The organism is Stenotrophomonas sp. LMG 10879 (assembly GCF_002750935.1).
Classification (GTDB): domain Bacteria; phylum Pseudomonadota; class Gammaproteobacteria; order Xanthomonadales; family Xanthomonadaceae; genus Stenotrophomonas; species Stenotrophomonas lactitubi_B.
Window position 1 is genome coordinate 101,760 of record NZ_PEJT01000001.1, and the last position, 22,619, is coordinate 124,378.

At 67.4% G+C, this 22,619-nt stretch carries 17 protein-coding genes; 11 read left to right on the forward strand and 6 right to left on the reverse strand.

Annotated elements, in window-relative coordinates; all coding sequences use genetic code 11:
• Window positions 1-6: 6 nt before the first annotated feature.
• A complete protein-coding gene (locus CR919_RS00430; RefSeq protein ID WP_099818347.1) occupies window positions 7-588 on the reverse strand; it encodes an NAD(P)H-dependent oxidoreductase in 582 nt (193 codons plus the stop codon).
• 54 nt (window positions 589-642) lie between these two features.
• On the reverse strand, window positions 643-1,038 hold the full coding sequence (locus CR919_RS00435) for a MerR family transcriptional regulator (RefSeq protein WP_099818759.1): 396 nt from the start codon (window positions 1,036-1,038) through the stop codon (window positions 643-645).
• Between the two features lie 159 nt (window positions 1,039-1,197).
• On the opposite strand from CR919_RS00435, the gene dapB reads away from it, so the two are divergent.
• The 5 genes from dapB (at window position 1,198) to CR919_RS00465 (ending at window position 8,176) form a co-directional block, all read left to right on the forward strand.
• The gene (gene dapB, locus CR919_RS00445; RefSeq protein WP_099818348.1) at window positions 1,198-1,929 is read left to right on the forward strand and encodes a 4-hydroxy-tetrahydrodipicolinate reductase; all 732 of its coding nucleotides are present in this window, start codon (window positions 1,198-1,200) and stop codon (window positions 1,927-1,929) included.
• Between the two features lie 327 nt (window positions 1,930-2,256).
• The gene (carA, locus tag CR919_RS00450; RefSeq protein WP_099818349.1) at window positions 2,257-3,387 is read left to right on the forward strand and encodes a glutamine-hydrolyzing carbamoyl-phosphate synthase small subunit; all 1,131 of its coding nucleotides are present in this window, start codon (window positions 2,257-2,259) and stop codon (window positions 3,385-3,387) included.
• Window positions 3,388-3,536: 149 nt separating this feature from the next.
• Complete coding sequence (gene carB, locus CR919_RS00455; protein ID WP_099818350.1) at window positions 3,537-6,779, forward strand: carbamoyl-phosphate synthase large subunit; 3,243 nt, start codon at window positions 3,537-3,539, stop codon at window positions 6,777-6,779.
• 8 nt (window positions 6,780-6,787) lie between these two features.
• Window positions 6,788-7,252 (forward strand): transcription elongation factor GreA, encoded by a 465-nt coding sequence (greA, locus tag CR919_RS00460; protein WP_176022519.1) that lies wholly within the window; start codon window positions 6,788-6,790, stop codon window positions 7,250-7,252.
• 3 nt (window positions 7,253-7,255) lie between these two features.
• The gene (locus tag CR919_RS00465; RefSeq protein ID WP_099818351.1) at window positions 7,256-8,176 is read left to right on the forward strand and encodes a phosphoglycerate mutase; all 921 of its coding nucleotides are present in this window, start codon (window positions 7,256-7,258) and stop codon (window positions 8,174-8,176) included.
• Window positions 8,177-8,214: 38 nt separating this feature from the next.
• On the opposite strand, the gene CR919_RS00470 is transcribed toward CR919_RS00465, so the two are convergent.
• Both CR919_RS00470 and CR919_RS00475 read right to left on the reverse strand, forming a co-directional pair.
• Entirely contained in the window at window positions 8,215-9,273 is a 1,059-nt protein-coding gene (locus CR919_RS00470) for a DUF1176 domain-containing protein (protein ID WP_099818352.1), read from the reverse strand.
• Window positions 9,274-10,317 (reverse strand): DUF1176 domain-containing protein, encoded by a 1,044-nt coding sequence (locus tag CR919_RS00475; protein WP_099818353.1) that lies wholly within the window; start codon window positions 10,315-10,317, stop codon window positions 9,274-9,276.
• 122 nt (window positions 10,318-10,439) lie between these two features.
• On the opposite strand from CR919_RS00475, the gene recJ reads away from it, so the two are divergent.
• On the forward strand, window positions 10,440-12,197 hold the full coding sequence (recJ, locus tag CR919_RS00480) for a single-stranded-DNA-specific exonuclease RecJ (protein ID WP_099818760.1): 1,758 nt from the start codon (window positions 10,440-10,442) through the stop codon (window positions 12,195-12,197).
• A gap of 12 nt (window positions 12,198-12,209) precedes the next feature.
• Here the strand turns inward: recJ and CR919_RS00485 are convergent, their stop codons facing one another.
• Window positions 12,210-13,259, reverse strand: a complete 1,050-nt coding sequence (locus CR919_RS00485) for a DUF1176 domain-containing protein (RefSeq protein WP_099818354.1) — start codon at window positions 13,257-13,259, stop codon at window positions 12,210-12,212.
• A gap of 133 nt (window positions 13,260-13,392) precedes the next feature.
• Here CR919_RS00485 and CR919_RS00490 point away from each other — a divergent pair, with 133 nt between their 5' ends.
• The gene (locus CR919_RS00490; protein ID WP_099818355.1) at window positions 13,393-16,272 is read left to right on the forward strand and encodes a VIT domain-containing protein; all 2,880 of its coding nucleotides are present in this window, start codon (window positions 13,393-13,395) and stop codon (window positions 16,270-16,272) included.
• A 102-nt stretch (window positions 16,273-16,374) separates the two neighbouring features.
• Here CR919_RS00490 and CR919_RS00495 read toward each other — a convergent pair whose 3' ends face one another.
• Window positions 16,375-17,586, reverse strand: coding sequence for an acyltransferase family protein (locus CR919_RS00495; RefSeq protein ID WP_099818356.1), 1,212 nt, complete (start codon window positions 17,584-17,586; stop codon window positions 16,375-16,377).
• 198 nt (window positions 17,587-17,784) lie between these two features.
• Between CR919_RS00495 and CR919_RS00500 the strand changes: the two genes are divergently transcribed.
• The 4 genes from CR919_RS00500 (at window position 17,785) to CR919_RS00515 (ending at window position 22,605) form a co-directional block, all read left to right on the forward strand.
• Complete coding sequence (locus CR919_RS00500; RefSeq protein WP_099818761.1) at window positions 17,785-18,627, forward strand: LytTR family DNA-binding domain-containing protein; 843 nt, start codon at window positions 17,785-17,787, stop codon at window positions 18,625-18,627.
• 90 nt (window positions 18,628-18,717) lie between these two features.
• Window positions 18,718-19,843, forward strand: a protein-coding gene (gene prfB / locus CR919_RS00505; RefSeq protein WP_099818762.1) for a peptide chain release factor 2 whose coding sequence is annotated in 2 segments (ribosomal slippage) — window positions 18,718-18,792 and window positions 18,794-19,843 — 1,125 coding nt in all. Because the reading frame shifts where the segments join, the coding sequence is not laid out codon by codon here.
• A gap of 99 nt (window positions 19,844-19,942) precedes the next feature.
• Window positions 19,943-20,725 (forward strand): helix-turn-helix transcriptional regulator, encoded by a 783-nt coding sequence (locus CR919_RS00510; protein ID WP_099818357.1) that lies wholly within the window; start codon window positions 19,943-19,945, stop codon window positions 20,723-20,725.
• Between the two features lie 488 nt (window positions 20,726-21,213).
• Window positions 21,214-22,605 (forward strand): NAD-dependent succinate-semialdehyde dehydrogenase, encoded by a 1,392-nt coding sequence (locus CR919_RS00515; protein WP_099818358.1) that lies wholly within the window; start codon window positions 21,214-21,216, stop codon window positions 22,603-22,605.
• Window positions 22,606-22,619: the final 14 nt, after the last annotated feature.

Consider the following 22,619-nt stretch of genomic DNA (forward strand, 5'->3'; position numbering starts at 1 on the left):
GACGCGTCAACGCGCCTGCGCACCCAGCTCGGCCGCTTGAGCCAGCCAGCGTTCGCGCTGTTGCGGCGTGCTGCTGCGCACGGCGCCCAGGCGGCTGACCCGCACCGGGCGGATGCCGCAGAATTCCAGGATGGTGCTGCGGATCTGGGTAATGCCCGGGTCGCGGTAGATCCACCGGTAGTACCAGGGCGGCGTGTCCAGGGTAGTGATGACCCGCGCGCTGCGTCCAGCCAGCAGCCGGTCCCACCACACCGAATCGCGCCGGTAGCGGAAGGCGAAGCCTGGCAGCAGCACGCGGTCGAAGAAGCCTTTCAGCAGCGCAGGCATCGCGCCCCACCAGGTCGGGTAGACCAGCACAAGATGATCGCAGGCCTGGATCGCGTCGGCGGCATCCTGCAGGTCGGCTTCCAACGGCTGGATCTGGCGATAGCCGTGGCGAAGTGCCGGGTCGAACTGAAGGTCGCCCAGGGCGATCAAGCGCACGCGGTGGCCGGCGTTGCTGGCGGCGGTTGCGTATCGCTGGGCGAGGGCGCCGCACAGGCTGTCGCGGTCGGGATGGCCAAGCAGGATCAGGATGGAGCGGGGCACGGCAGTCTCGGAAGCTGGAAAACCGCGACCGTGCGCTATGCCCCAGGGGCAGAGTCAACCACCGGCGGGGCAGCCAGCGGCAGCCAGAACGCAAAGACCATCGCCCTGCTGCAGCCATTGCCGCAGCTCGTCCGCCACCTGCTGCAGTTCGACCTCGATGCGGGCAAGCCGCTCGCGCTCGGAAGCAATCGCAGCGCGCTGGCGCTCCAGCAGGACCAGCACTGCCGGCCAGTCGAGCTGGCCGTCGCTGCGCTGCAGGCGGGTGATGGCGGCCAGTCCGATGCCCAGCCCCAGCGCCTGCCGGATCAGCTGCACCCACGCCACATCCTGTTCGCTGTAATCGCGATAGCGGTTCAGGCGCGGCACTGGCGGCAGCAGTCCGCGTGCCTCGTACAGGCGGATCGCCTTGGCGCTGGCGCCGGTGCGGCGCGCGACCTCGGAAATGCGCACCGTTTCAGCCCTGCATTCGCGCAGGCGGCATGATGGCGTCAGCGCGAATGCAGGGCGGTTCGCAAAGGTGCATGAGGTGCGGGCCAGCGCTTGTAGGGGCACGCAGCGTAGCAGCGACAGCGCTTGCCGGACCATGCGTGCTGCCGCTAGCCTGCGTGCATGAACCAGACTCCCCTGCGATTGCTTATTCACGGCGCCTCCGGGCGCATGGGCCAGGCCCTGTTGCGGCTGGCCGCCGAACACCCTGATTCCCTGCAGATCGTCGCTGCGGTGACCGGCCGCGCGCCGGCCCAGCGGGTGATCGATGGTGTGCCGTTCTTTGCTGCGAGCGAGGTGCCGGGGGCGCCGGTGTTCGACGTGGCGATCGATTTCAGCCTGCCGGAGGGCTTCGATGCACTGCTGGCACTGTGCGTGGAGCGCGGCGCAGGCCTGGTGTCGGGCACCACCGGCATTTCCACTGCGCAGCGCCAGGCGCTGGAGGCGGCGGCGGTGAAGATCCCGCTGGTGTGGGCGTCGAACTTCAGCCTGGGCGTGGCGGTACTGGACGAGCTGGTGGAGCGTGCGGCGCAGGCGCTGGCCGGCTGGAACTGCGACATCGTTGAATCGCACCATACGCAGAAGAAGGACGCTCCCTCGGGCACGGCGCTGACCCTGGGCGCTGCGGCGCAGCGCGGCGGGGCTGAGCCGCAGTACGCCAGCCTGCGCGCCGGTGACATCGTCGGTGAGCACCTGGTGCAGTTCACCGGCCTGGGCGAGCGCATCGAGCTGGTGCACCGGGCCACCAACCGCGACATCTTCGCCCGCGGGGCGCTGTTTGCCGCGCGCCAGCTGCAGGGCCGGGCGGCGGGCAGCTACCGGGTGCGGGACCTGCTGGACGGTCCGAACGGATGAACTGGACGGGGTCGGATCCCTTTCCGGCGGAAAGGGTTCTGACCCCATCTGTGGGCACCCGGGTTCAGAGCCTTTCCCGTTCGGGAAAGGATCCGACCCCGCCCTGCGGCCTGCATACGCCCCCGGATTGAAATGAATGCGCAATCGCCTGTTCATGAATGGCGATAACCGCTGGCGCGCGCGCCCCGGCACCGCTACAATTCGCACTCGCCGAATCACGAAAGCCGGACCGGTCCCAGACCGTACGTCCGCGCTTTTTTGCAACCGGATTTCCGTGAAGCGCAGGCGTGACTTCGGCACCCCCTCGGTAGCCAAAGTGAGAATTCCGTGACCCAAGCCGCAATCCTCGTCCTCGAAGACGGCACCGTATTCGAGGGCGAATCCGTAGGCGCGCCCGGCCTGTCCGTCGGTGAGGTGGTGTTCAACACCGCCATGACCGGCTACCAGGAAGTGTTGACCGATCCGTCCTACGCCCGGCAGATGGTCACGCTGACCTATCCGCACATTGGCAACACCGGCATGACCGACCAGGACAATGAAGCGTCCAAGGTGTGGTCGGCCGGCCTGATCGTGCGCGATGTGCCGCGCCGCCCGAGCAGCTGGCGCAGCCAGGTGTCGCTGCAGGACTGGCTGATCCAGCGTGGCGTGGTCGCCATCGCCGGTATCGACACCCGCAAGCTGACCCGCATCCTGCGCGAGAAGGGCGCCCAGAACGGCGCGCTGATGGCCGGCGACGGCATCGATGTGGAAAAGGCACTGGAAGCGGCCCGCAAGTTCCCCGGCCTGAAGGGCATGGATCTGGCCAAGGTCGTCACCACCGACAAGTCCTACGTCTGGACCGAGGGCCAGCTGGACCTGGACGCCAATGCCTTCGTCAGCGTGCCGGCCAAGTACAAGGTCGTGGCCTACGACTTCGGCGTGAAGACCAACATCCTGCGCATGCTGGCCGAGCGCGGCTGCGAGGTCACCGTGGTGCCGGCGCAGACCCCGGCTGCTGAAGTGCTGGCGCTGAAGCCGGACGGCGTGTTCCTGTCCAACGGCCCGGGCGACCCGGAGCCGTGCGACTACGCGATCACCGCGATCAAGACCTTCATCGACGTGAAGATCCCGACCTTCGGCATCTGCCTGGGCCATCAGCTGCTGGGCCTGGCCTCGGGCGCGAAGACGATCAAGATGGGCCATGGCCACCATGGTGCGAACCATCCGGTGCAGGACCTGGACAGCGGCCGGGTGATGATCACTTCGCAGAACCACGGTTTCGCAGTGGATGAAGCGACCCTGCCGGCCACCCTGCGGGTGACCCACCGTTCGCTGTTCGACGGCACCAACCAGGGCATCGCCCGCACCGACGTGCCGGCCTTCTCGTTCCAGGGCCACCCGGAAGCGTCGCCGGGCCCGACCGACGTCGGTCCGTTGTTCGACCGTTTCGTGGCGCTGATGGACCAGGCCAAGGCGTGATCAGTACGCCGCCGGTTCGCCGGTGGCGTCGCGATGGACCGTAAGCCTCCGCATCGCGGCTGCCCCTGGCGCGGCGCTGCGGATCAAGATTCCTGATCGACAGCGTGCGATCACCCCCCTTGTCACGCTGTACTGACTTAGAGAAGAAAATGCCCAAGCGCACTGACCTCAAGACCATCCTCATCATCGGTGCCGGCCCGATCGTCATCGGCCAGGCCTGCGAGTTCGATTACTCCGGCGCCCAGGCCTGCAAGGCCCTGCGTGACGAGGGCTACCGCGTGGTGCTGGTCAACAGCAACCCGGCCACGATCATGACCGACCCGGAGATGGCCGACGCCGTCTACATCGAGCCGATCAACTGGCAGACGGTCGAGAAGATCATCGCCAAGGAAAAGCCCGACGCGTTGCTGCCGACCATGGGTGGCCAGACCGCGCTGAACTGCGCGCTGGACCTGGCCGACAACGGCGTGCTGGAGAAGTACAACGTCGAGCTGATCGGCGCCAAGCGCGAAGCCATCATGATGGCCGAGGACCGCGAGCTGTTCCGCGTGGCGATGAGCGAGATCGGCCTGGAGTGCCCGACCGCTGCCGTTGCGCACACCCTGGACGAAGCGCTGGAGATCCAGACCCGCGTCGGCTATCCGACCATCATCCGCCCCAGCTTCACCCTCGGCGGCAGTGGCGGCGGCATCGCCTACAACCGCGAAGAGCTGATCGAAATCGTCAACCGCGGCCTGGAACTGTCGCCGACCACCGAAGTGCTGGTCGAAGAGTCGGTGCTGGGCTGGAAGGAATTCGAGATGGAAGTGGTCCGCGATACCGCGGACAACTGCATCATCGTCTGCTCGATCGAGAACCTGGACCCGATGGGCGTGCACACCGGTGACTCGATCACCGTGGCCCCGGCGCAGACCCTGACCGACAAGGAATACCAGCGCCTGCGCGATGCCTCCATCGCCGTGCTGCGCAAGATCGGCGTGGATACCGGTGGTTCGAACGTGCAGTTCGGCATCAACCCGGACACCGGCCGCGTGGTGGTGATCGAGATGAACCCGCGCGTGTCGCGTTCCTCGGCGCTGGCCTCCAAGGCCACCGGCTTCCCGATCGCCAAGGTCGCCGCCAAGCTGGCCGTGGGCTACACCCTGGACGAACTGAAGAACGAGATCACCGGCGGCCTGACCCCGGCCTCGTTCGAGCCGTCCATCGACTACGTCGTCACCAAGATCCCGCGCTTCGCGTTCGAGAAGTTCCCGGCTGCCGATGCGCGCCTGACCACCCAGATGAAGTCGGTGGGCGAGGTGATGGCAATGGGCCGCACCTTCCAGGAATCGATGCAGAAAGCCCTGCGTGGCCTGGAAACCGGCAAGGTCGGCTTCGACCCGACCGGCCTGGACCTGAGCAACGAAGACGATCTGCAGACCCTGCGTCGTGAGCTGAAGGCGCCGGGTCCGGAGCGCCTGTTCTTCGTCGCCGACGCGTTCCGCGCCGGCATGAGCGTGGAGGACATCTTCAAGCTGTCCTACATCGATCCGTGGTTCCTGGACCAGATCGAAGAAATCATCGCTGCCGAGGCCCAGGTCGCGGCCGATGGCATCGACGCACTGGATGCGGCGCGCCTGCGCAAGCTCAAGCGCGCCGGGTTCTCCGACGCCCGCCTGGCCCAGCTGACCGGCACCAACGAAGCGGCCGTGCGTGCGCTGCGTCGTGCGCACAAGGTGCGCCCGGTGTACAAGCGCGTGGACTCCTGCGCCGCCGAGTTCTCCACCGGCACCGCCTACCTGTACTCGACCTATGAGGAAGAGTGCGAAGCCGCGCCGAGCAACCGCGACAAGATCATGATCCTCGGCGGTGGCCCGAACCGCATCGGCCAGGGCATCGAGTTCGACTACTGCTGCGTGCACGCGGCACTGGCGCTGCGCGAAGATGGCTATGAAACCATCATGGTCAACTGCAACCCGGAAACCGTGTCGACCGACTACGACACCTCCGACCGCCTGTACTTCGAACCGCTGACCCTGGAAGACGTGCTGGAAATCGTCGAGCTGGAGCAGCCGAAGGGCGTGATCGTGCAGTACGGCGGCCAGACCCCGCTGAAGCTGGCACGCGCGCTGGAAGCCAACGGCGTGCCGGTGATCGGCACCAGCCCGGACTCGATCGATCTGGCCGAAGACCGCGAGCGCTTCCAGCAGCTGGTGGAGAAGCTGGGCCTGAAGCAGCCGCCGAACCGCATCGCCCGCAACGACCAGGAAGCCCTGCTGCTGGCGCGCGAGATCGGCTACCCGCTGGTGGTGCGCCCGAGCTACGTGCTGGGTGGCCGCGCGATGGAAATCGTCTACGGCGAATCCGACCTGGCCCGCTACGTGCGTGACGCGGTGAAGGTGTCCAACGATTCGCCGGTGCTGCTGGACCGCTTCCTCGACAACGCCGTCGAGTGCGACGTCGACATCATCGCCGACGCCCAGGGCAACGTCCTGATCGGTGGCGTGATGGAGCACATCGAAGAGGCCGGCGTGCACTCGGGCGATTCGTCCTGCTCGCTGCCGCCTTACTCGCTGTCGGCTGAAACCCAGGCCGAGCTGCGTCGCCAGGTGATCGAGCTGGCCAAGGCCCTGAACGTGGTGGGGCTGATGAACACCCAGTTCGCGATCCAGACTGACGAGGAAGGCAACGACACCATCTTCCTGCTGGAAGTGAACCCGCGTGCCTCGCGCACCGTGCCGTTCGTGTCCAAGGCCACCGGCATGCCGCTGGCCAAGATCGCGGCCCGCTGCATGGCCGGCAAGACCCTGGAAGAGCAGGGCGCCACCAAGGAAATCGTGCCGGACTACTACTCGGTGAAGGAAGCGATCTTCCCGTTCGCCAAGTTCCAGGGCGTCGACCCGATCCTTGGGCCGGAGATGCGCTCCACCGGTGAGGTGATGGGCGTGGGTCGCAGCTTCAACGCCGCCTTCGCGCGCGCGCAGGAAGCCGGCGGCATCAAGGCACCGCCGGTCGGCAAGGCCTTCGTGTCGGTGCGCGACCCGGACAAGAAGCGCGTGCTGCCGGTGGCCAAGGCCCTGCTGGCACGTGGCTACAGCCTGGTCGCCACCCGTGGCACCGCAGCGTGGCTGCAGCAGCACGGCATGGACTGCGAGATCATCAACAAGGTGGTCGAGGGTCGCCCGCACATCGTCGATTCGATCAAGAACGGCGAGATCGTCTATATCGTCAACACGACCGAAGGCCGTGCCGCGATCAACGACTCGTTCTCGATCCGTCGCGAGGCGCTGCAGCACCGCGTCACCTATTCGACCACCATTGCCGGTGCCAAGGCGCTGGTGGATTCACTGGAATTCCGCGGTACCGGCCCGGTCTGGTCGCTGCAGGAACTGCACAAGGAGTTGAACGCATGAGAGCACCCATCACGATGAAGGGCGCGCAGCGACTGCGCGATGAACTGGATCACCTGAAGTCGGTCAAGCGCCCGAAGGTGATCGCCGCGATCGCCGAAGCGCGCGAGCATGGCGACCTGAAGGAGAATGCCGAGTACCACGCCGCGCGCGAGGAACAGGGCTTCATCGAAGGCCGCATCAAGCAGCTGGAAGGCGAGCTGTCGCACGCCGAGATCATCGACGTGAGCAAGCTCAATGCAGGCTCCAAGGTGGTGTTCGGCGCCAGCGTGACCCTGGCCGACGTGGAATCGGACGAAGAGAAGAAGTACCAGATCGTTGGCGATCTGGAGGCGGACATCAAACTGGGCCTGATCGCCATTTCCTCGCCGGTTGCCCGCGCGATGATCGGCAAGCTGGAAGGCGACTCGATCGTGATCGATGCGCCGGCTGGCCAGCGCGAGTACGAGATCGTCAGCGTCAGCTACCAGGACTGATCCGTGGCGACGGCGACCCTGCTGTTGCCGGCACGCAGCCGCTTTGCGGTGGCTGCATTGCCGGATGATGTGGCGCGTGCCCTGGGCCGCGCCACCACCTCGCAGGGCGACGCCGGTGAACGGGCGCAGCTGCTGCGTCACTTCACGGTCGCCGCGCCGCACTGGCCGGTGGCCGCGTTGACCCGCCAGCGTGACGTCGGCGATGCTGCCGGCGCCTGCTGGCTGCGTGCCGATCCGGCCTGCATGGTGCCGGACATGCATGGCGCGCGCATGATGGGCCACGGCGAAACGCTGCGGCCCAGCCTGGCCGATACGTTGGCCCTGTTGCCCGTGTTGCAGCCGCTGTTTGCGGATGCAGGCTTCGTGCTGGATGCACCCGATCCTTCGCGCTGGTACCTGCGGCTGCCGATCGGCACCGAGCTGCCGGAGTTCGACAGTCCGGACGAGGTGCTGGGCGATGACCTGTTCTCGCACCTGCCACCGGGTGAGGCGGGTCGCCGCTGGCGAGCGCTGATGACCGAAGCGCAGGTGCTGCTGCATACCCATTCGTGGAACCAGCAGCGCGCCGCGCAGGGCCAGCAGCCGATCAATTCGCTGTGGTTCTGGGGCGGTGGCGTGATGCCGGTATCGGTGGCCACGCCGCATGCGCAGGTGCGCAGCCGCGATGCGCTGCTGCAGGGCCTGGCCCAGGCCGCAGGCGTAGCGGTCGATGGCGAGCAATCGGTCGATGCACTGGTCGATCTGCGCCAGCTGCGTTCGTTGCAGCAGCTGGGCAACGACGCGATCCGCCCGCTGTTGGCCGCGCTCAAGCGCGGTGAACTGCAGCGTTTGGTACTGGATTTCGAGGACGGCCTGCAGTTCCAGCTGGACAAGGGCCAGCGCTGGCAGTTCTGGAAGAAGCCGCGGCAGCTGCACGACGGTTGAGGCAAGGTGGTAGCGCCGGGCCATGCCCGGCGGATGTGCTATTGAACGTCGGTGACGTAGGTCGGCAACTGCCAGTGCCTGCGGCTCGGGCCGGTGCAGTAGTGACCGACAAACTCCGCGCTCAGGATCAGACGGGTTCCATCCCACGCCCAGTGCCGGCTCGTATCGCAGGCATCCGTACCGGCCACGAACCCTTCTTCAAGGAACACGGCGTGCGGATAGAGCGGAAACAGCGGGGTCGACGAGAGCAGCTTGGGTGCGAACGGTGGACGGTCGCGGATCAGCCAGGTACCCGCCGGGACGAAGTGTTGCTCGGTCGCACAGCTCAACATGGCAAGGACATGGGTGGCATCCACCCGTTCGATGCGTAGCTGGCGCGACGACATCCGTTCGCAGGCGTTCCGCGCGGCGGCCACCGGCTGCAGTTGCTGCAGCAGATCTGTCCGCTCAGCCAGCTGACCATCGTCGTCATGTGCTTCGACCAGCAGGGGCGGTGCCTTCAGCGGTGGCGCGGCTACTGCAGCCGGCACCTTCGATTCCGGCTGTGCGCCCTTGCGCACCAGTGCGCCCGGGGTGTCCAGCCGACCTTGTGCCTCGTCCATCTTCAGCAGCAACGTGCGGATGCCGCGATCCGACAGTGACCACGCGTGGCCGGGGGCGTCGCTCATCTCGATGCGCCTGTCCTCCAGCAGTGCATCGATCACTGCTGTCACGTAGTGCGCGGGCAGCTGCAGGCCAACATCGAGCGCTTCGCTGTGGCCGATTGCACCGAGGTCCCTTCCGTCCACGCGCAGTCGCAACGTCCCTTCGGGTGCCACCGCCACAGGGGTACGTGGCGCGTCCTCGGCGCCCTCGGCCATTGACAGCCGTGCGGTGACCGCGGTCTGCGGCCCGCCGGCACGTTCGAGCAGCACGCTCAGCATCAGCGGTGCCAGCGGGCCGTAGACTGCCAGCCGGCAGGTGCGGGTGTTGTCGCAGGCCAGCACCCCGTCACCCTCGACGAACGATGTGCCAAGCGGTTCAGCGGCCGAGGCAACCGAGGCCAGAGTGAGGGAGGCCAGCAGCAGCGGCGCGCGTAACAGTGAGGATGCGCGCACTCAGCGAACCTCGCTGACCAGCGTCGGCAGCATCCAGTGCCCGCCCGGCATGCCGCGGCACAAGCCGGTACTGAATGCACTGCTTGGCTGGAATCTGCGACCATCCCAGGTCCAGTCCGAGCCGGAAACGCAGTCGCCGATGCCTCGGCCCTTGTAGCGTGCGTACAGCGTGCGCTCGCCGCGCGAGAAGCCCTCTGCTTCCAGCGTGACCGTCTGCGGGGCGTAAGGGGGCTGGTCGCGCGCGATCCAGAAACCATTGCTGTAGTTGTACGCACCCATCTGGCACAGCGCCTGCACCAGCACATGGCGCTCGTCCAGCCGCTCGATCACCATTTCCGGGGTTCCCTTGTACTCGATCAGGCGCGGGCAGTCGTCGCTGTCGCCGAGCGTGGCAATCAACGCGTCGCGCAGCGCTTCGCTGCTGCCCAAGGCGCTGTCTCCGGAGCGCGGGGACGTCAGCGCCGCGCTCACGATCACAGGCTTGACGCGCGCAGCCGGCACGCTCGCTTCGGCACGCGCGCCACGCCGTATCAGGGCGCCGGGCGTACCCACGCGCCCTTGGGCCTCGTCCATCTTCAACAGCACGGCGGCGGCGCCACGATCGGAAATTGGCCAGCGCGCGTCTTTGCTGTCGATCACCTCGATGCGGGCCTGGCCGGGCAGGGCGGCGAGCAGGGCTGCAACCTGCGTCGGTCGCAGCGTCACCGCTTCGTCGGCCCCGGTATCCTGCACGGGACCCAGATCACGGCCGTTCACCTGCAGACGCATCGATCCTTCAGGCATTGTGCTTTCGCCATCTTCACCGACCCGCAGCCGCGCCTTCACCGCCGTGCCGGGACCACCGGCGCGTTCCAGCATCAGGCCCAGCAGGCTGTCAGCCTGTTCCGGGCCATAGCCTGCAGCGCGGCAGGTGCCGGTGTTGTCGCAGGCCAGGAACCAGTCGTGGTGCACGAACTCGATGCCGGGTTCCAGCGGCGTGTTTCCGGCGTGGGAAGCAAGTGGCAGCAACAGGCTGGCCAGCAGTACGGACAGCGGGCGATACATGGCGGATTCCGTTTCAGAAGCGAACAAGCATGGGCGATCACCCCGCCTGCGCCAAGCCCGCGCAGAGCCAGACACGCCGAGCGGGGTATCATGCGCGGGTCTTCCGTAACCCGGCGATGCCGATGTCCCTTGCCGCCGATGCTGCGCCGCTGTCCTCTGATTCGCCGATGATCCGCCGCCGCGATGCGGTTGCGCCCGGTAGCTGGCCGGATGGCACGCTGCCACTGTTGGCGCGCCTGTACGCCGCACGTGGTGCGCACACCCCGGAACTGGCGCTGCCCAGGCTGGGCAACCTGCATGCGCCGGAGCTGCTGACCGGCATCGATGCGGCCGTGGACCTGTTGGTCCAGGCCATTGCAGCGGACAAGCGGATCCTGGTGGTCGGCGATTTCGACTGCGACGGCGCAACCGCCTGCGCGGTCGGTGTACGTGGCCTGCGCATGCTCGGCGCGCAGCATGTCTTCCACGCGGTGCCCAACCGCATGGTGCACGGCTACGGCCTGTCACCGTCGCTGGTGGACGAGCTGGCTGCGCTGCAGCCGGATCTGCTGGTCACCGTCGATCACGGCATCGCCTGCCATGCCGGCGTGACTGCGGCCAAGGCGCGTGGCTGGCAGGTGCTGGTGACCGATCACCATCTGCCCGGTCCGCAGCTGCCACCGGCCGATGTCATCGTCGATCCGAATCTGGACGGTGACGCCTTCCCCAGCAAGTCGCTGGCCGGCGTCGGCGTCATCTTCTACGTGCTGATGGCGCTGCGCCGCCGGATGCGCGAAGCGGGTGTGTTTGCCGATGGCAAGGGGCCGGACCTGACCACCCTGCTGGACCTGGTGGCCGTGGGCACCGTGGCCGACCTGGTGGTGCTGGATGCCAACAACCGCGCCCTGGTCAGTGCGGGTCTGCGTCGGCTGCGCAACGGCCAGGGCTGCGTCGGCCTGAAGGCCTTGATCGAGGCCAGTGGCCGCGACGCCGCGCGACTGACCGCCACCGACATCGGCTTCGGCCTTGGCCCGCGCTTGAACGCAGCCGGCCGGCTGGAAGACATGGCGCTGGGTATCGCGCTGCTGCTCACCGAAGATCCGCGGCAGGCCCGCGACATCGCGCAGACGCTGGAGCAGATCAACGCCGAGCGGCGTGCGGTGCAGCAGTCGATGACCGATGACGCCGAACAGGCGCTGTCGCGGGTGGTGCTCGATACCGCCGGGCAGCGTCCGGTGGCGGCCTGCCTGTTCGATGCCGATTGGCACCCAGGTGTGGTGGGCCTGGTCGCGTCGAAGATGAAGGATCGCCTGCATCGTCCGGTGATCGCGTTCGCCCCGGCCGAGCCGGGCGCCGATACCCTGCGCGGTTCGGCGCGTTCGATCGCCGGCCTGCATATCCGTGATGCGCTCGCGCTGGTGGATGCACGCCATCCCGGCTTGATCGAGCGCTTCGGCGGTCACGCGATGGCTGCCGGCTTGAGCATGCGTCTGGATCATCTGGCCGACTTCGAAGCCGCCTTCGTCGCCACCGTGCTGGAAATGCTCGACCCGGCGGCACTGCAGCAGCAGGTGCTCAGCGACGGCGAGCTGGCAGCGGACGAACTCGATCATCGCCATGCCGATGCGCTGCGCCTGGCCGGACCGTGGGGACAAGGCTTCCCCGAGCCGTTGTTCGACGGGCACTTCGAAGTGGCCAACTGGCGCGTGCTGAAGGAGCGGCACCTGAAGCTGGAGCTGCGCCTGCCCGGCGTACCGGGCACGATCAACGCGATCCATTTCGGTGGCTGGCACGGCAATGCGCCTGGCAAGCATGTCCACCTGGCCTACCGGCTGGTCTGCGATGACTATCGAGGTGGCGCCGCGATCCAGCTGATCGTCGAGCACTGCCTGCCCGCATGAAGAAGGGGGGCGTCAGCGGACCTCGCTTACCCGCGTCGGCAGTTCCCAGGTTCCGCCGGGAACGCCGCGGCACAGGCCGCCGCTGATCGCCGAGGTCGCGATGAAGCGCGTGCCATCCCAGGTCCACGTTTCATCCGACACGCAGTCGGCCAGACCACGGCCCTTGTGCGAGGCGACAATCTGCCCGTCGCCGTAGTCGATCGCATCGCTGGTCACCCGCTGCGGCTGGTAGGGCGCTTTCTCACCGATGACCCAGTAACCATCGCCGGTGTTGTAGGCGGCGCGCCAGCAGGGAACATTGACCAGCAGATGCTTGGCATCCAGGCGCTGGATCTGCAGTGGTGAGTTGCTGATCGGAAGATCCGGGTCGGCGTCGAGCAGGCCTTCGCAGCTGGGCTCTTTCAGGGTGGCGCGCAGCGCTGCACGCAGCGCCGGTGACGCGGCCAGCTTGGCAAACGCCGGGTCGTCCGGCGGCGTCGACAAGGTCGCTGCCTTGCGCACCAGGGGTTTGGCAACGGCGGCCGGCACGCTGCTTTCGGCGGCAGTGCCCTTGCGCATCACCGCGCCCGGTGTCCCCACGCGGCCCTGGAACTCGTCGGCCTTCAGCAATACAGCCGCTGCACCCTTGTCCGACAGCGGCCACGCATGGCCGGTGGCATCGACAACCGTGATGCCGCCATCGCGCACCAGCGCCGACAGCACTGCGGTGGTCTGCGCCGGGCTCAGCGCATAGGTACCTGTGTCCTTGGCCGGCGCCAGCACGCCGAGATCACGCTGCTGGATGCGCAGGTGCAGTGCGCCCTTGGGCTGCGGCTGGTCATCGATCGGCTGCAACGACACGCGGCCGTTGATGGCTTGATCAGGGCCACCCTGCCGCGTCAGCAGCACGCTCAGGGTGCTGTCATCGCCACTGGCATAGCCGGCCGCGCGGCAGGTGCGGGTGTTGTCGCAGGCCAGGACCCAGTCGTGATGCTGGAAATACAGCCCGGCAGGCGCGTCGACGGCGCCGGCGGCCAGTGGCCAGCACAGGGCCAGCAGGGTGGGAAGCAGGGGAGAACGCATGGGCATCCTTGCGCGGGATCGGGAAGTCGCACATGGTGCGCCCAGGGGCGGCGAAGAGCCAGCATCGAATCGCGTTAACCCCATCCCTCCGTCTGGTGCGTTCAAGCAATCACGATCCCATTGGAGTCCTGTCATGGTCTTCGCCCGATGCTGCACCGTACTGCTGTTGGCCTTGGCAACCTGGCCGGCTTCGCCCCAGGCGTCGCGTCGTCCGGCGCCGCCGATGACGTCCACGCCGCTGCTGATCGCACCCGCGGCGGAACAGCCCGTGCAGCTCCGACAGGCGCGCATCGAGGGTGAGGTGCAGGCCGGCATCGCCCAGACCCGGATCACCCTGGAGTTCCACAACCCCAATCAGCGCGTGCTGGAGGGTGAGCTGCAGTTCCCGCTGGGCGAGGGCCAGCAGATCACCGGCTTCGCCCTGGACATCAATGGCGAACTGCGCGAGGCGGTGCCGGTGCCCAAGGACCGCGGTCGCCAGGTGTTCGAGGAGATCGCCCGTCGTGGCGTCGATCCGGGCCTGCTGGAGCAGACCGCTGGCAACCAGTTCCGGCTGCGCGTGTATCCGCTGCCCGCCGGCGGCAGCCGCCGCGTGCAGCTCGTCGTGCGCGAGCCGCTGGCATACGCCGGACAGGGCTGGCGTTGGACACTGCCGCTGCAGTTCGTCGCTGGCGCCGCTGCCGTTGAACTGGACGTGCAGGCACCGAAGGGTGCTGACACGGGCGATGCGCCGTTCCGCATCGCCGATGGTCGCCTGCACTGGCAAGGTCGCGGCGCGCAGTTGCCGACCCAGCTGCAATGGACGCTGCCGGCCGAGCGCAAGGCACAGGTGCAGGTTGCGCGCTGGCAGGACGGTCACTACCTGTTGGCACAGCTGCCGGTGCCGACGTCGGCCGCGCCACGCCGTGTGCCGTCGGAAGTGGGGCTGCTGTGGGATGGTTCCGGCTCCGCTGGCCAGCGTGATCGCACCCGCGAGTTCGCGCTGCTTGATCGCTACTTCGCTGCGATGGGCGAAGGCAACGTCGCGCTGACGGTGCTGCGTGATCGTGCCGAGCAGGTGCGTCGTTTCCGTATTCGCGGCGGCGACTGGAGTGAACTGCGCCGGGCATTGATGGCGGTGCAGCCCGATGGTGCCAGTGCGCTGGCGCAGTGGCAGCCGCAGCCGGAGGTGAAGGAATACCTGATGGTCAGCGATGGCCTGCTGACCTACGGGCCGGAAACACTGCCGGCGCTGGCCGCCGACCAGCGCCTGTTCGCGATCAGCAGTGCAGGTGCACGCACCGATGCCATCCGCCTGCGTGGTTGGAGCGAGGCGCATGCAGGTACTTTCGTGGCGCTCGGCAGCGATATCGATGCCGCCGCGCGGGAGCTGCTGTCGGTACCGCTGGATGTCCAGATCGACGCCGGACGTGGCGTGCAGGATGTGGTGATCGATCGCCGCAGCCAGGCTCAGGGTTGGCTGTGGTTGCATGCACGGTTGGCGGCCGAAGGTGTGCCGATGCGGGTACGCGTGGCTGGCGGCGAGTGGCAGGCACTGCCCGCGACGCAGAAGAACGAAGACGGTGATCTGCTGGCCGGCCTGTGGGCACAGGCGCGCCTGCAGCAGTTGTCGAGCGATCGACGCAGCAACCGTGAGGCGATGCAGCGGCTGTCGCAGCAGTTCAGCCTGGTGGGCCCGGATACCTCGCTGATCGTGCTGGAAACCCTGGACGACTACCTGCGCTATGCGATCCGTCCGTCGGGCAAGCTGCGCGCCGAGTATGACCAGCGCTTCGCTCGTCAGGTGGCAGACCGCGATGCGGCCGACCGCCAGCGCCTCGACAAGGTGGTGACGCAGTGGCAGCAGCGCCAGCAGTGGTGGAACCGCAGTTGGCCGAAGGGTGCACCGCCGCAGTCGGATTCGAAGGCACTGGAGGTGGCGGCCGGCGCCCCGCCGGCACCGGTAGCGATGCTGGTTGCTCCGGCACCGGCCGCAGCGGAGATGCAGTTGAATGCAGCCACTGCGCGCCAGCGTTCGGTCGCACGCCCGGCACCGGCACCGGCGCCCATGCAGGAAGCAGCGGCCGATGCGATGGCAGCCGAGCCTGCCGCTGCCAATGACGGGCAGCTGGGAATCAAGCTGGCTGCGTGGCAGCCGGATTCGCCGGTTGCCCGCCGCCTGCGCCAGGGGCCCTCGTCGCAACTGTACGACCGCTATCTGGCCGAGCGCGCTGCGAACGCCGACAGCAGCGCGTTCTTCCTCGACGTGGCCGATCTGCTGATCGAACAGGGGCAGCGCGATCTTGCCCTGCGCGTGCTCTCCAACCTGGCCGAGATGGAGCTGGACAACCGCCATCTGCTGCGCGTTCTCGGCTACCGGTTGATGCAGGCCGACGCTCCGGCGCTGGCGGTGCCGGTGTTCGAGCAGGTGCTGGCGATGGGCGAGGAAGAACCGCAGAGCTTCCGTGACCTGGGCCTGGCGCTGGCCGCAGCGGGCAAGCCGCAGCAGGCGCTGGCGCCGTTGTATCAGGTGGTCGTGCGGCCCTGGGATGCTCGTTTCGACGGCATCGCGCTGATCGCGCTGGATGAGCTGACCAACCTGGTGGCCGGCAGCACGCCGCGCCTGGATACCCAGGGCATCGACCCGCGCCTGCTGCAGGCGATGCCGCTGGACCTGCGCGTGGTACTGGCCTGGGATGCCGACAACAGCGACATGGACCTGTGGGTGACCGACCCGAACGGTGAGCGCGCGTACTACGGCAACCGCCTGACCTATCAGGGCGGGCAGATGTCGCAGGACTTCACCGGTGGCTATGGCCCGGAACAGTTCTCGCTGCGCAACGCCAAACCGGGCAAGTACAAGGTGGAGGCGAACTACTTCGGTAGCCGCCAGCAGCTGGTCACGGGGGCGACGACGCTGATGCTGCGCCTCACCACCCACTGGGGCACGCCGAAGCAGAAGGACCAAGTGGTCACGATGCGACTGAAGGACCGTGCCGAGACCGTGCTGGTCGGCGAATTCGAGGTGCGTTGACCACTTCGACGCCCGTGTAGGGTCGAGCTTGCTCGACTGCTTCGCTGTAGAGCCGAGCCTGTGCTCGGCTCATGGCACAAGCAGCCGAGCGTGGGCTCGGCTCTACAACCGTGCCGTTGCGGCGCGTGCGATCGGTGACTCTGGTGGATTGGCACGCAGCCCGAACAGCGGCCGCAGCCAGCGCACGCGCCGCACCAGCAGTTCGTGGATCAGCAGGCAGCCGCCGACCGTGCCGACAATCACCAGCAGCGGCTCCAGCCACGCGCCCAGCTGCAGCGGTCGCAGCCAGTACAGCAGTACGATCAGCACGGTCTGGTGCAGGATGTACCAGCTGAAGACCGCCTCGCGGCAGTAGCCCAGGCCACGCCATGGCCGCGCAAGCAGGACCTGCGCCCAGCCGAAGATGGCCAGCAGGGCGCACCAGGTGTACATCGCGCGGCCGACGCGCTCGGTCTGCGCCCATGGCAGCGACAGTACCCATTCCGGCAGATCGCCAACATCGGGTATCCGGGCCAGTGCGCGGATGCCCAGTTCGACAGTCAGCCCGATCACGGCCAATACCAGGGTCAACCGCCGGCCACGCACCAGCAGATCCCATCCACGCTGCCAGCGCGCCGCAAGGAAGCCACCGAGGAACAGGGGCAGCGATTCGGCGTGGACATACAGGTCATCGACCAGTGCATGGGTCGGTGGGTGCTCCGGCAGGATCACCAGCAGTGCCCACGCCAGCCACAGCACCGGCAGCAGCAGGCCCAGCGTGGCGATCCAGCGGTCGCCCAGAGGCAGATCCGGCAGGCGCTGACGTAGCGGCCGCAACATGCTGGCCAGCAGGATCGTCAGCAGCGTGTAGGGGATCAGATAGGCCAGGTACCACAGGTGGTTCCAGGTGAAGCCATAGGCGGCACCGCTGAAGCTGGCGCCCGGCCAGGGCCGGAATTGCCAGTAGCGCCACAGGAAGGCGCCGAGCCCCGGCGTTACGTCGCCCTTGTCCACCGCCTCACAGTAGGCCTGTAGGGAAACGACCGCGACGACGCCGAACAGCAGCGGCAGCAACAGGCGCCAGCCGCGCCGCAACGCGAACCGCCACCGGCCATGCGCGGGCAGGCACAGGCCCAGTGCAATGCCGGAGATGGCGAACAGCAGCGGCATGCGCCAACGATTCAGCGCGATCATCGGCCACTGCAGCCACCCGGCCGTGTGGCTGCTCTTGAGGTGGAAGTCCCATCCGGCCACGTACGCCATGGCCACGTGGTAGAGGATCAGCAGTCCGAAGGCGCCGATGCGCAGGGTGTCGAGGTCGTGGCGGCGGGTCATCGCGCTATCCGTGTTGGTGTCGTTGCAGGATGGAAGACCTTCCGGGGTGTCGCCAGCAGGAGGGGGTGGCTGGATGCCCCGCAGGGCCCAATGGCGGGGGCTGGGGGACGAATGGCGTACGTCACCGGGGCCGTGGTTGGCGATAATCCAGTGATGGACGAGCACAACCAGCAGGACCCGCAAGTGCGTGGCGAACCAATGGGCAGCAGCAGGCAAGGACGGCAGGTAGCCGTGTTCTGGGTCGTACTGTTCCTGGGGACGGCGGTGGCCAACGTGCTGGCCAAGGTGATGATGACGGCGCGCGATGGACTGCCCTCGCAATGGAGGGCGACGACGATCGACGAGTTCAGCAGCGCGCTGGTGTCGCTGCTGCTGCTGGCGTTGTTGATCCGCGCCGCCTCGCGTTGGCCGCTGCACGCCGACACCTGGCGGCAACGACTGATGCCGTACCTGCTGGGTGCGGTCGCGTGGTGGCTGCTGCACGTGAGTGGGATGGTCCTGCTGCGCAAGGCCGCGCACGCCGTGCTTGGCAGCCGCTACACCTTCGGTGACTGGCCGGCGCAATGGTTCTATGAGTTCTTCAAGGACATCCAGACCTACGCGCTGCTGGTCTCGGCGGTACATGCCGTGGCCTGGTTCGGTCGTCGCCGGCAGGGTGAAGCGACCCTGCTGGCCGCCCCCGATGAGGGCCCACCGGTCGAGCCGGTCGATCGTCCCGACCATTTTCTGGTGCGCAAGCTGGGCAAGGAGTTCCTGGTGGCCACGGCCGACGTCGAGTACGCCCAGGCCGCCGGCAACTACGTGAACCTGCGGGTGCGCGGCCATGACTACCCGCTGCGGATCACCATGGCGGTGCTGGAAGCGCGGCTGGACCCGGCTCTGTTCCTGCGCAGCCACCGCAGCTGGCTGGTCAACCGTGACCAGCTGCGCTCGATCGAGCCGCTGGATGGCGGCGAGGCCTTGCTGCACATGGCTGACGGGGCCCGGGTGCCGTGCAGCCGGCGCCAGCTGCCGCTGCTGCGGCAGGCCTTGGGCGGGTAGGGGCGTGGCAGGGCGGGACCGGCTTCTGCGCCGGTTCACCCCGGCCTGCGGTATCATTTGCAGTCATCTTTTGAATGTATGACCGCCGACATGATCGAACTGAATCCTGTCCGCCAGCGCATCGCCGATCTGACCGATCGCGTGTTGTCGCTCCGGGGGTATCTTTGACTACGACGCCAAGAAAGAGCGTCTTGAAGAAGTAACGCGGGAGCTGGAAAGCCCCGACGTCTGGAACAACGCCGAGTACGCCCAGAACCTGGGGCGCGAGCGCTCGACCCTGGAAAAGACCGTGGGCGGCATCGCCGCGGTGCTGGAAGGCCTGAGCGACGCCACCGAACTGCTGGAGCTGGCCGAGTCCGAGCAGGACGAGGACACGGCGCTGGCCGTGGTGGCCGACCTGGACAAGCACCAGGCGCACGTGGAGAAGCTGGAGTTCCAGCGCATGTTCTCCGGCCAGATGGACACCGCCCCGGCGTTCGTCGACATCCAGGCAGGCGCCGGTGGTACCGAAGCCCAGGACTGGGCCGAGATCCTGCTGCGCATGTACCTGCGCTGGTGTGAATCGCGCGGTTGGAAGACCGAGCTGATGGAAGTGTCTGGTGGCGACGTCGCGGGCATCAAGTCGGCCACGCTGCGCGTGGAAGGGGACTACGCCTATGGCTGGCTGAAGACCGAGACCGGTGTGCACCGCCTGGTGCGCAAGTCGCCGTTCGACTCGGACAACCGCCGCCATACCAGCTTCACCTCGGTGTTCGTGTCGCCGGAAGTGGACAACAACATCGAAATCGACATCAATCCGGCCGATCTGCGTACCGACGTGTACCGCTCCTCCGGTGCCGGTGGTCAGCACGTCAACAAGACCGAATCGGCGGTGCGTATCACCCACATCCCGACCAACACGGTCGTGGCCTGCCAGACCGGCCGCAGCCAGCACCAGAACCGCGACAACGCGATGAAGATGCTGGCCGCCAAGCTGTACGAGCTGGAAATCCAGAAGCGCAATGCCGAGCGTGATGCGGTGGAAGCCACCAAGTCCGACATCGGCTGGGGCAGCCAGATCCGCAACTACGTGCTCGACCAGAGCCGTATCAAGGACCTGCGCACCGGCATCGAGCGTTCGGATACGCAGAAGGTGCTCGACGGCGATCTGGATGAATTCGTCGAGGCCAGCCTGAAGGCCGGCCTGGCGGTCGGCTCCAAGCGCATCGATGCCTGATGCGTGCCCGGCGACAGCGGTACCGTCCGCTGCCCGGGCCCTGCGTTGCGGGACGTCATCGGCGTCCCGCAATGCCGTTGAAACCTGCAGGGCAGGGTGATGATGCGCAGTGAAGCCGAACGCAAGGAACTGGGTGGCTTTCTCAAGGCCTGCCGCGCGCGGGTCGAGCCAGCAACACTGGGCCTGCCAGCGGGGCGCAGGCGCACGCCGGGCCTGAAGCGCGAGGAAGTCGCGCTGGCGATCGGGGTCAGCGTCAGCTGGTACACTTGGATCGAGCAGGGCCGCGAAGTGCGCGCCTCGCCCGAGGTGCTGGAGCGCCTGGCGCAGGTGCTGCGGATGAGCGACGACGAGCGCGCCTACGCGTTCGCGCTGTCCGGCTACGGGGTGCCGCTGGAGTTCCCCGACGAAACGGTGACCGACGGCCTGCGCCAGCTGGTGGAGGCAATGCAGCCGATCCCGGCATACGTGCGCAATACCCGCTTCGACATCCTGGCCTGGAACCCGGCCATCGCCGATCTGTTTGTCGACTACGGTCAGTTGGCGCCGCATGAGCGCAATACGCTGCGGCTGATGTTCCTGTATCCGCCGTACCGCACGCTGATCCTCAACTGGGAAGAAATGACCCGAGGTCTGCTGGCCAGCTTCCGCGCGGCGATGGCGCAGGCACCGGACAAGGCGCCGTTCCTAGCGCTGGCCGAGGATATCGGCACGCACAGCGAGCAGTTCCGCCAATGGTGGCCAGAGCACGATGTCCGTCGTTTCGACGAAGGTGCCAAGAAGCTGAACCATCCCACGCGTGGACTGCTGGACCTGCAGTACGTGGCGTTGGTACCGGAGAGCCGGCACGACCTGTCCCTGGTGACCTACCTGCCGCGCAGGTAAGGGGTTTGGCGGGGCGGTGTCGGAGTGCCGCGATCGAGTAGATCCACGCCATGCGTGGATGCTTTTCGATTTCAATTCGAGATAGTCGATCTCGATGGAAATTCATCCACGCGTGGCGTGGATCTACTGTGTCGACCAAGGTCGACACCTACCAACAGCCGCGGGAATCTGTCGAAGGCGGGGTGGGTCCGGTTGCGGGGGCGTGAGCGCCATGGATGGCGCGACCGAGCTTACATGGACGTACTTGCAGCGTCCCCTGCAGCCGGACCCACCCCGCCATCCCACGGAATGCCGCTGTTGCTGTTGCTTCCGTTGTTGCTGTTGCCTCTGCGGGTGCAGGGCGCAGCCCTGCCGGGAACCCCACCCCATTCAGGCAGGTAAGTGCAGGTCACAGGATAAACAGACGCCTTGTTGCCTCCGCCGATCGGGTCCACATTCCTTGTCAGGAAACGGGCAGCCGCCCGTTGTCGAGACAACAGGAGACCTGCATGTCCGCTTCCCCCGCAGCCCCCGCTGCCATTTCCCGCGACCCGGCCACCGGCCAGCAGATCGCCAGCCACCCCTTCGCCACTGCCGCCGAACTGGAAGCGATCCTTGATCGCGGCCAGGCGGGCTTTGCTGCCTGGAGTGCGCAGTCACTCGAACAGCGCGCGGGCGTGCTGCGTGCGATGGCAGCCGTGCTGCGCCGCGACCGTGAACCCCTGGCCGCGCTGGCCACCGCCGAGATGGGCAAGGTCCACGCCGAGTCGTTGGCCGAGATCGAGAAGTGCGCGGTGTTGTGTGACTGGTACGCCGAAAACGGTGCGGCGTTCCTGCGCGATGAGCCGACCGCGGTGGCCGACAACAAGGCCTATGTCTCCTACCTGCCGCTGGGCGTGGTGCTGGGCATCATGCCGTGGAACTTCCCGTACTGGCAGGTGATGCGCGCGGCCGTGCCGATCCTCATGGGCGGCAACGGCTTCCTGCTGAAGCCGGCCGAAAACATCGTCGGCACCGCCGGGCTGCTCGCCGCTGCGTGGCGCGATGCGGGCCTGCCGGAGGGCACCTTCATCGCTGCCAACATCAGCCGTGAGGGCACCAGCGCCGCCATCGCCGATGACCGTATCGCGGCGGTGACCCTGACCGGCAGCGTCGCCGCCGGGCGCAGCATCGCCGCGCAGGCTGGACAGGCGCTGAAGAAAGTGGTGCTCGAGCTGGGTGGCTCGGATCCGTTCATCGTGCTGGCCGACGCCGACCTGGACGCCGCAGTCGATGCCGCCGTCGCCTCGCGCTTCCAGAACACCGGGCAGGTGTGCATTGCCGGCAAGCGCATCATCGTCGAAGAGCCGGTGTACGAGCGCTTCGTGGCGTTGTTCTGCGAGCGGGTGCAGGCGCTGACCGTCGGCGATGGCCGCGAAGCCGACAACCGGATCGGCCCGATGGCCCGCCAGGACCTGCTTGAACAGCTTGATGCGCAGGTGCGCGCCTCGGTCGAGGCCGGTGCGCAGCTGCTGGTGGGCGGCAAGCAGCTTGATCGCCCGGGCAGCTTCTACGCCCCCACCGTGCTGGCCGGCGTCGAGCCGGGAATGCAGGCCTTCGACACTGAGACCTTCGGGCCGGTGGCGTCGATCAGCCGTGCGCGCGATGCCGACCATGCGGTGGAGCTGGCCAACCAGAGCGAGTTCGGGCTCAGCGGCAATCTGTGGACGGGCGACCACGCCCGTGCGATGCAGCTGGCGCGCCGGCTGCAGACCGGCGGCGTGTTCGTCAACGGCTTCTCGGCCTCCGATCCGCGCGTGCCGATCGGCGGCGTGAAGAAGAGTGGCTTCGGCCGCGAGCTGTCGCACTTCGGTATCCGCGAATTCGTCAACGCGCAGACGGTGTGGTTCGACCGCCGTTGACGCGGGCCATCCAC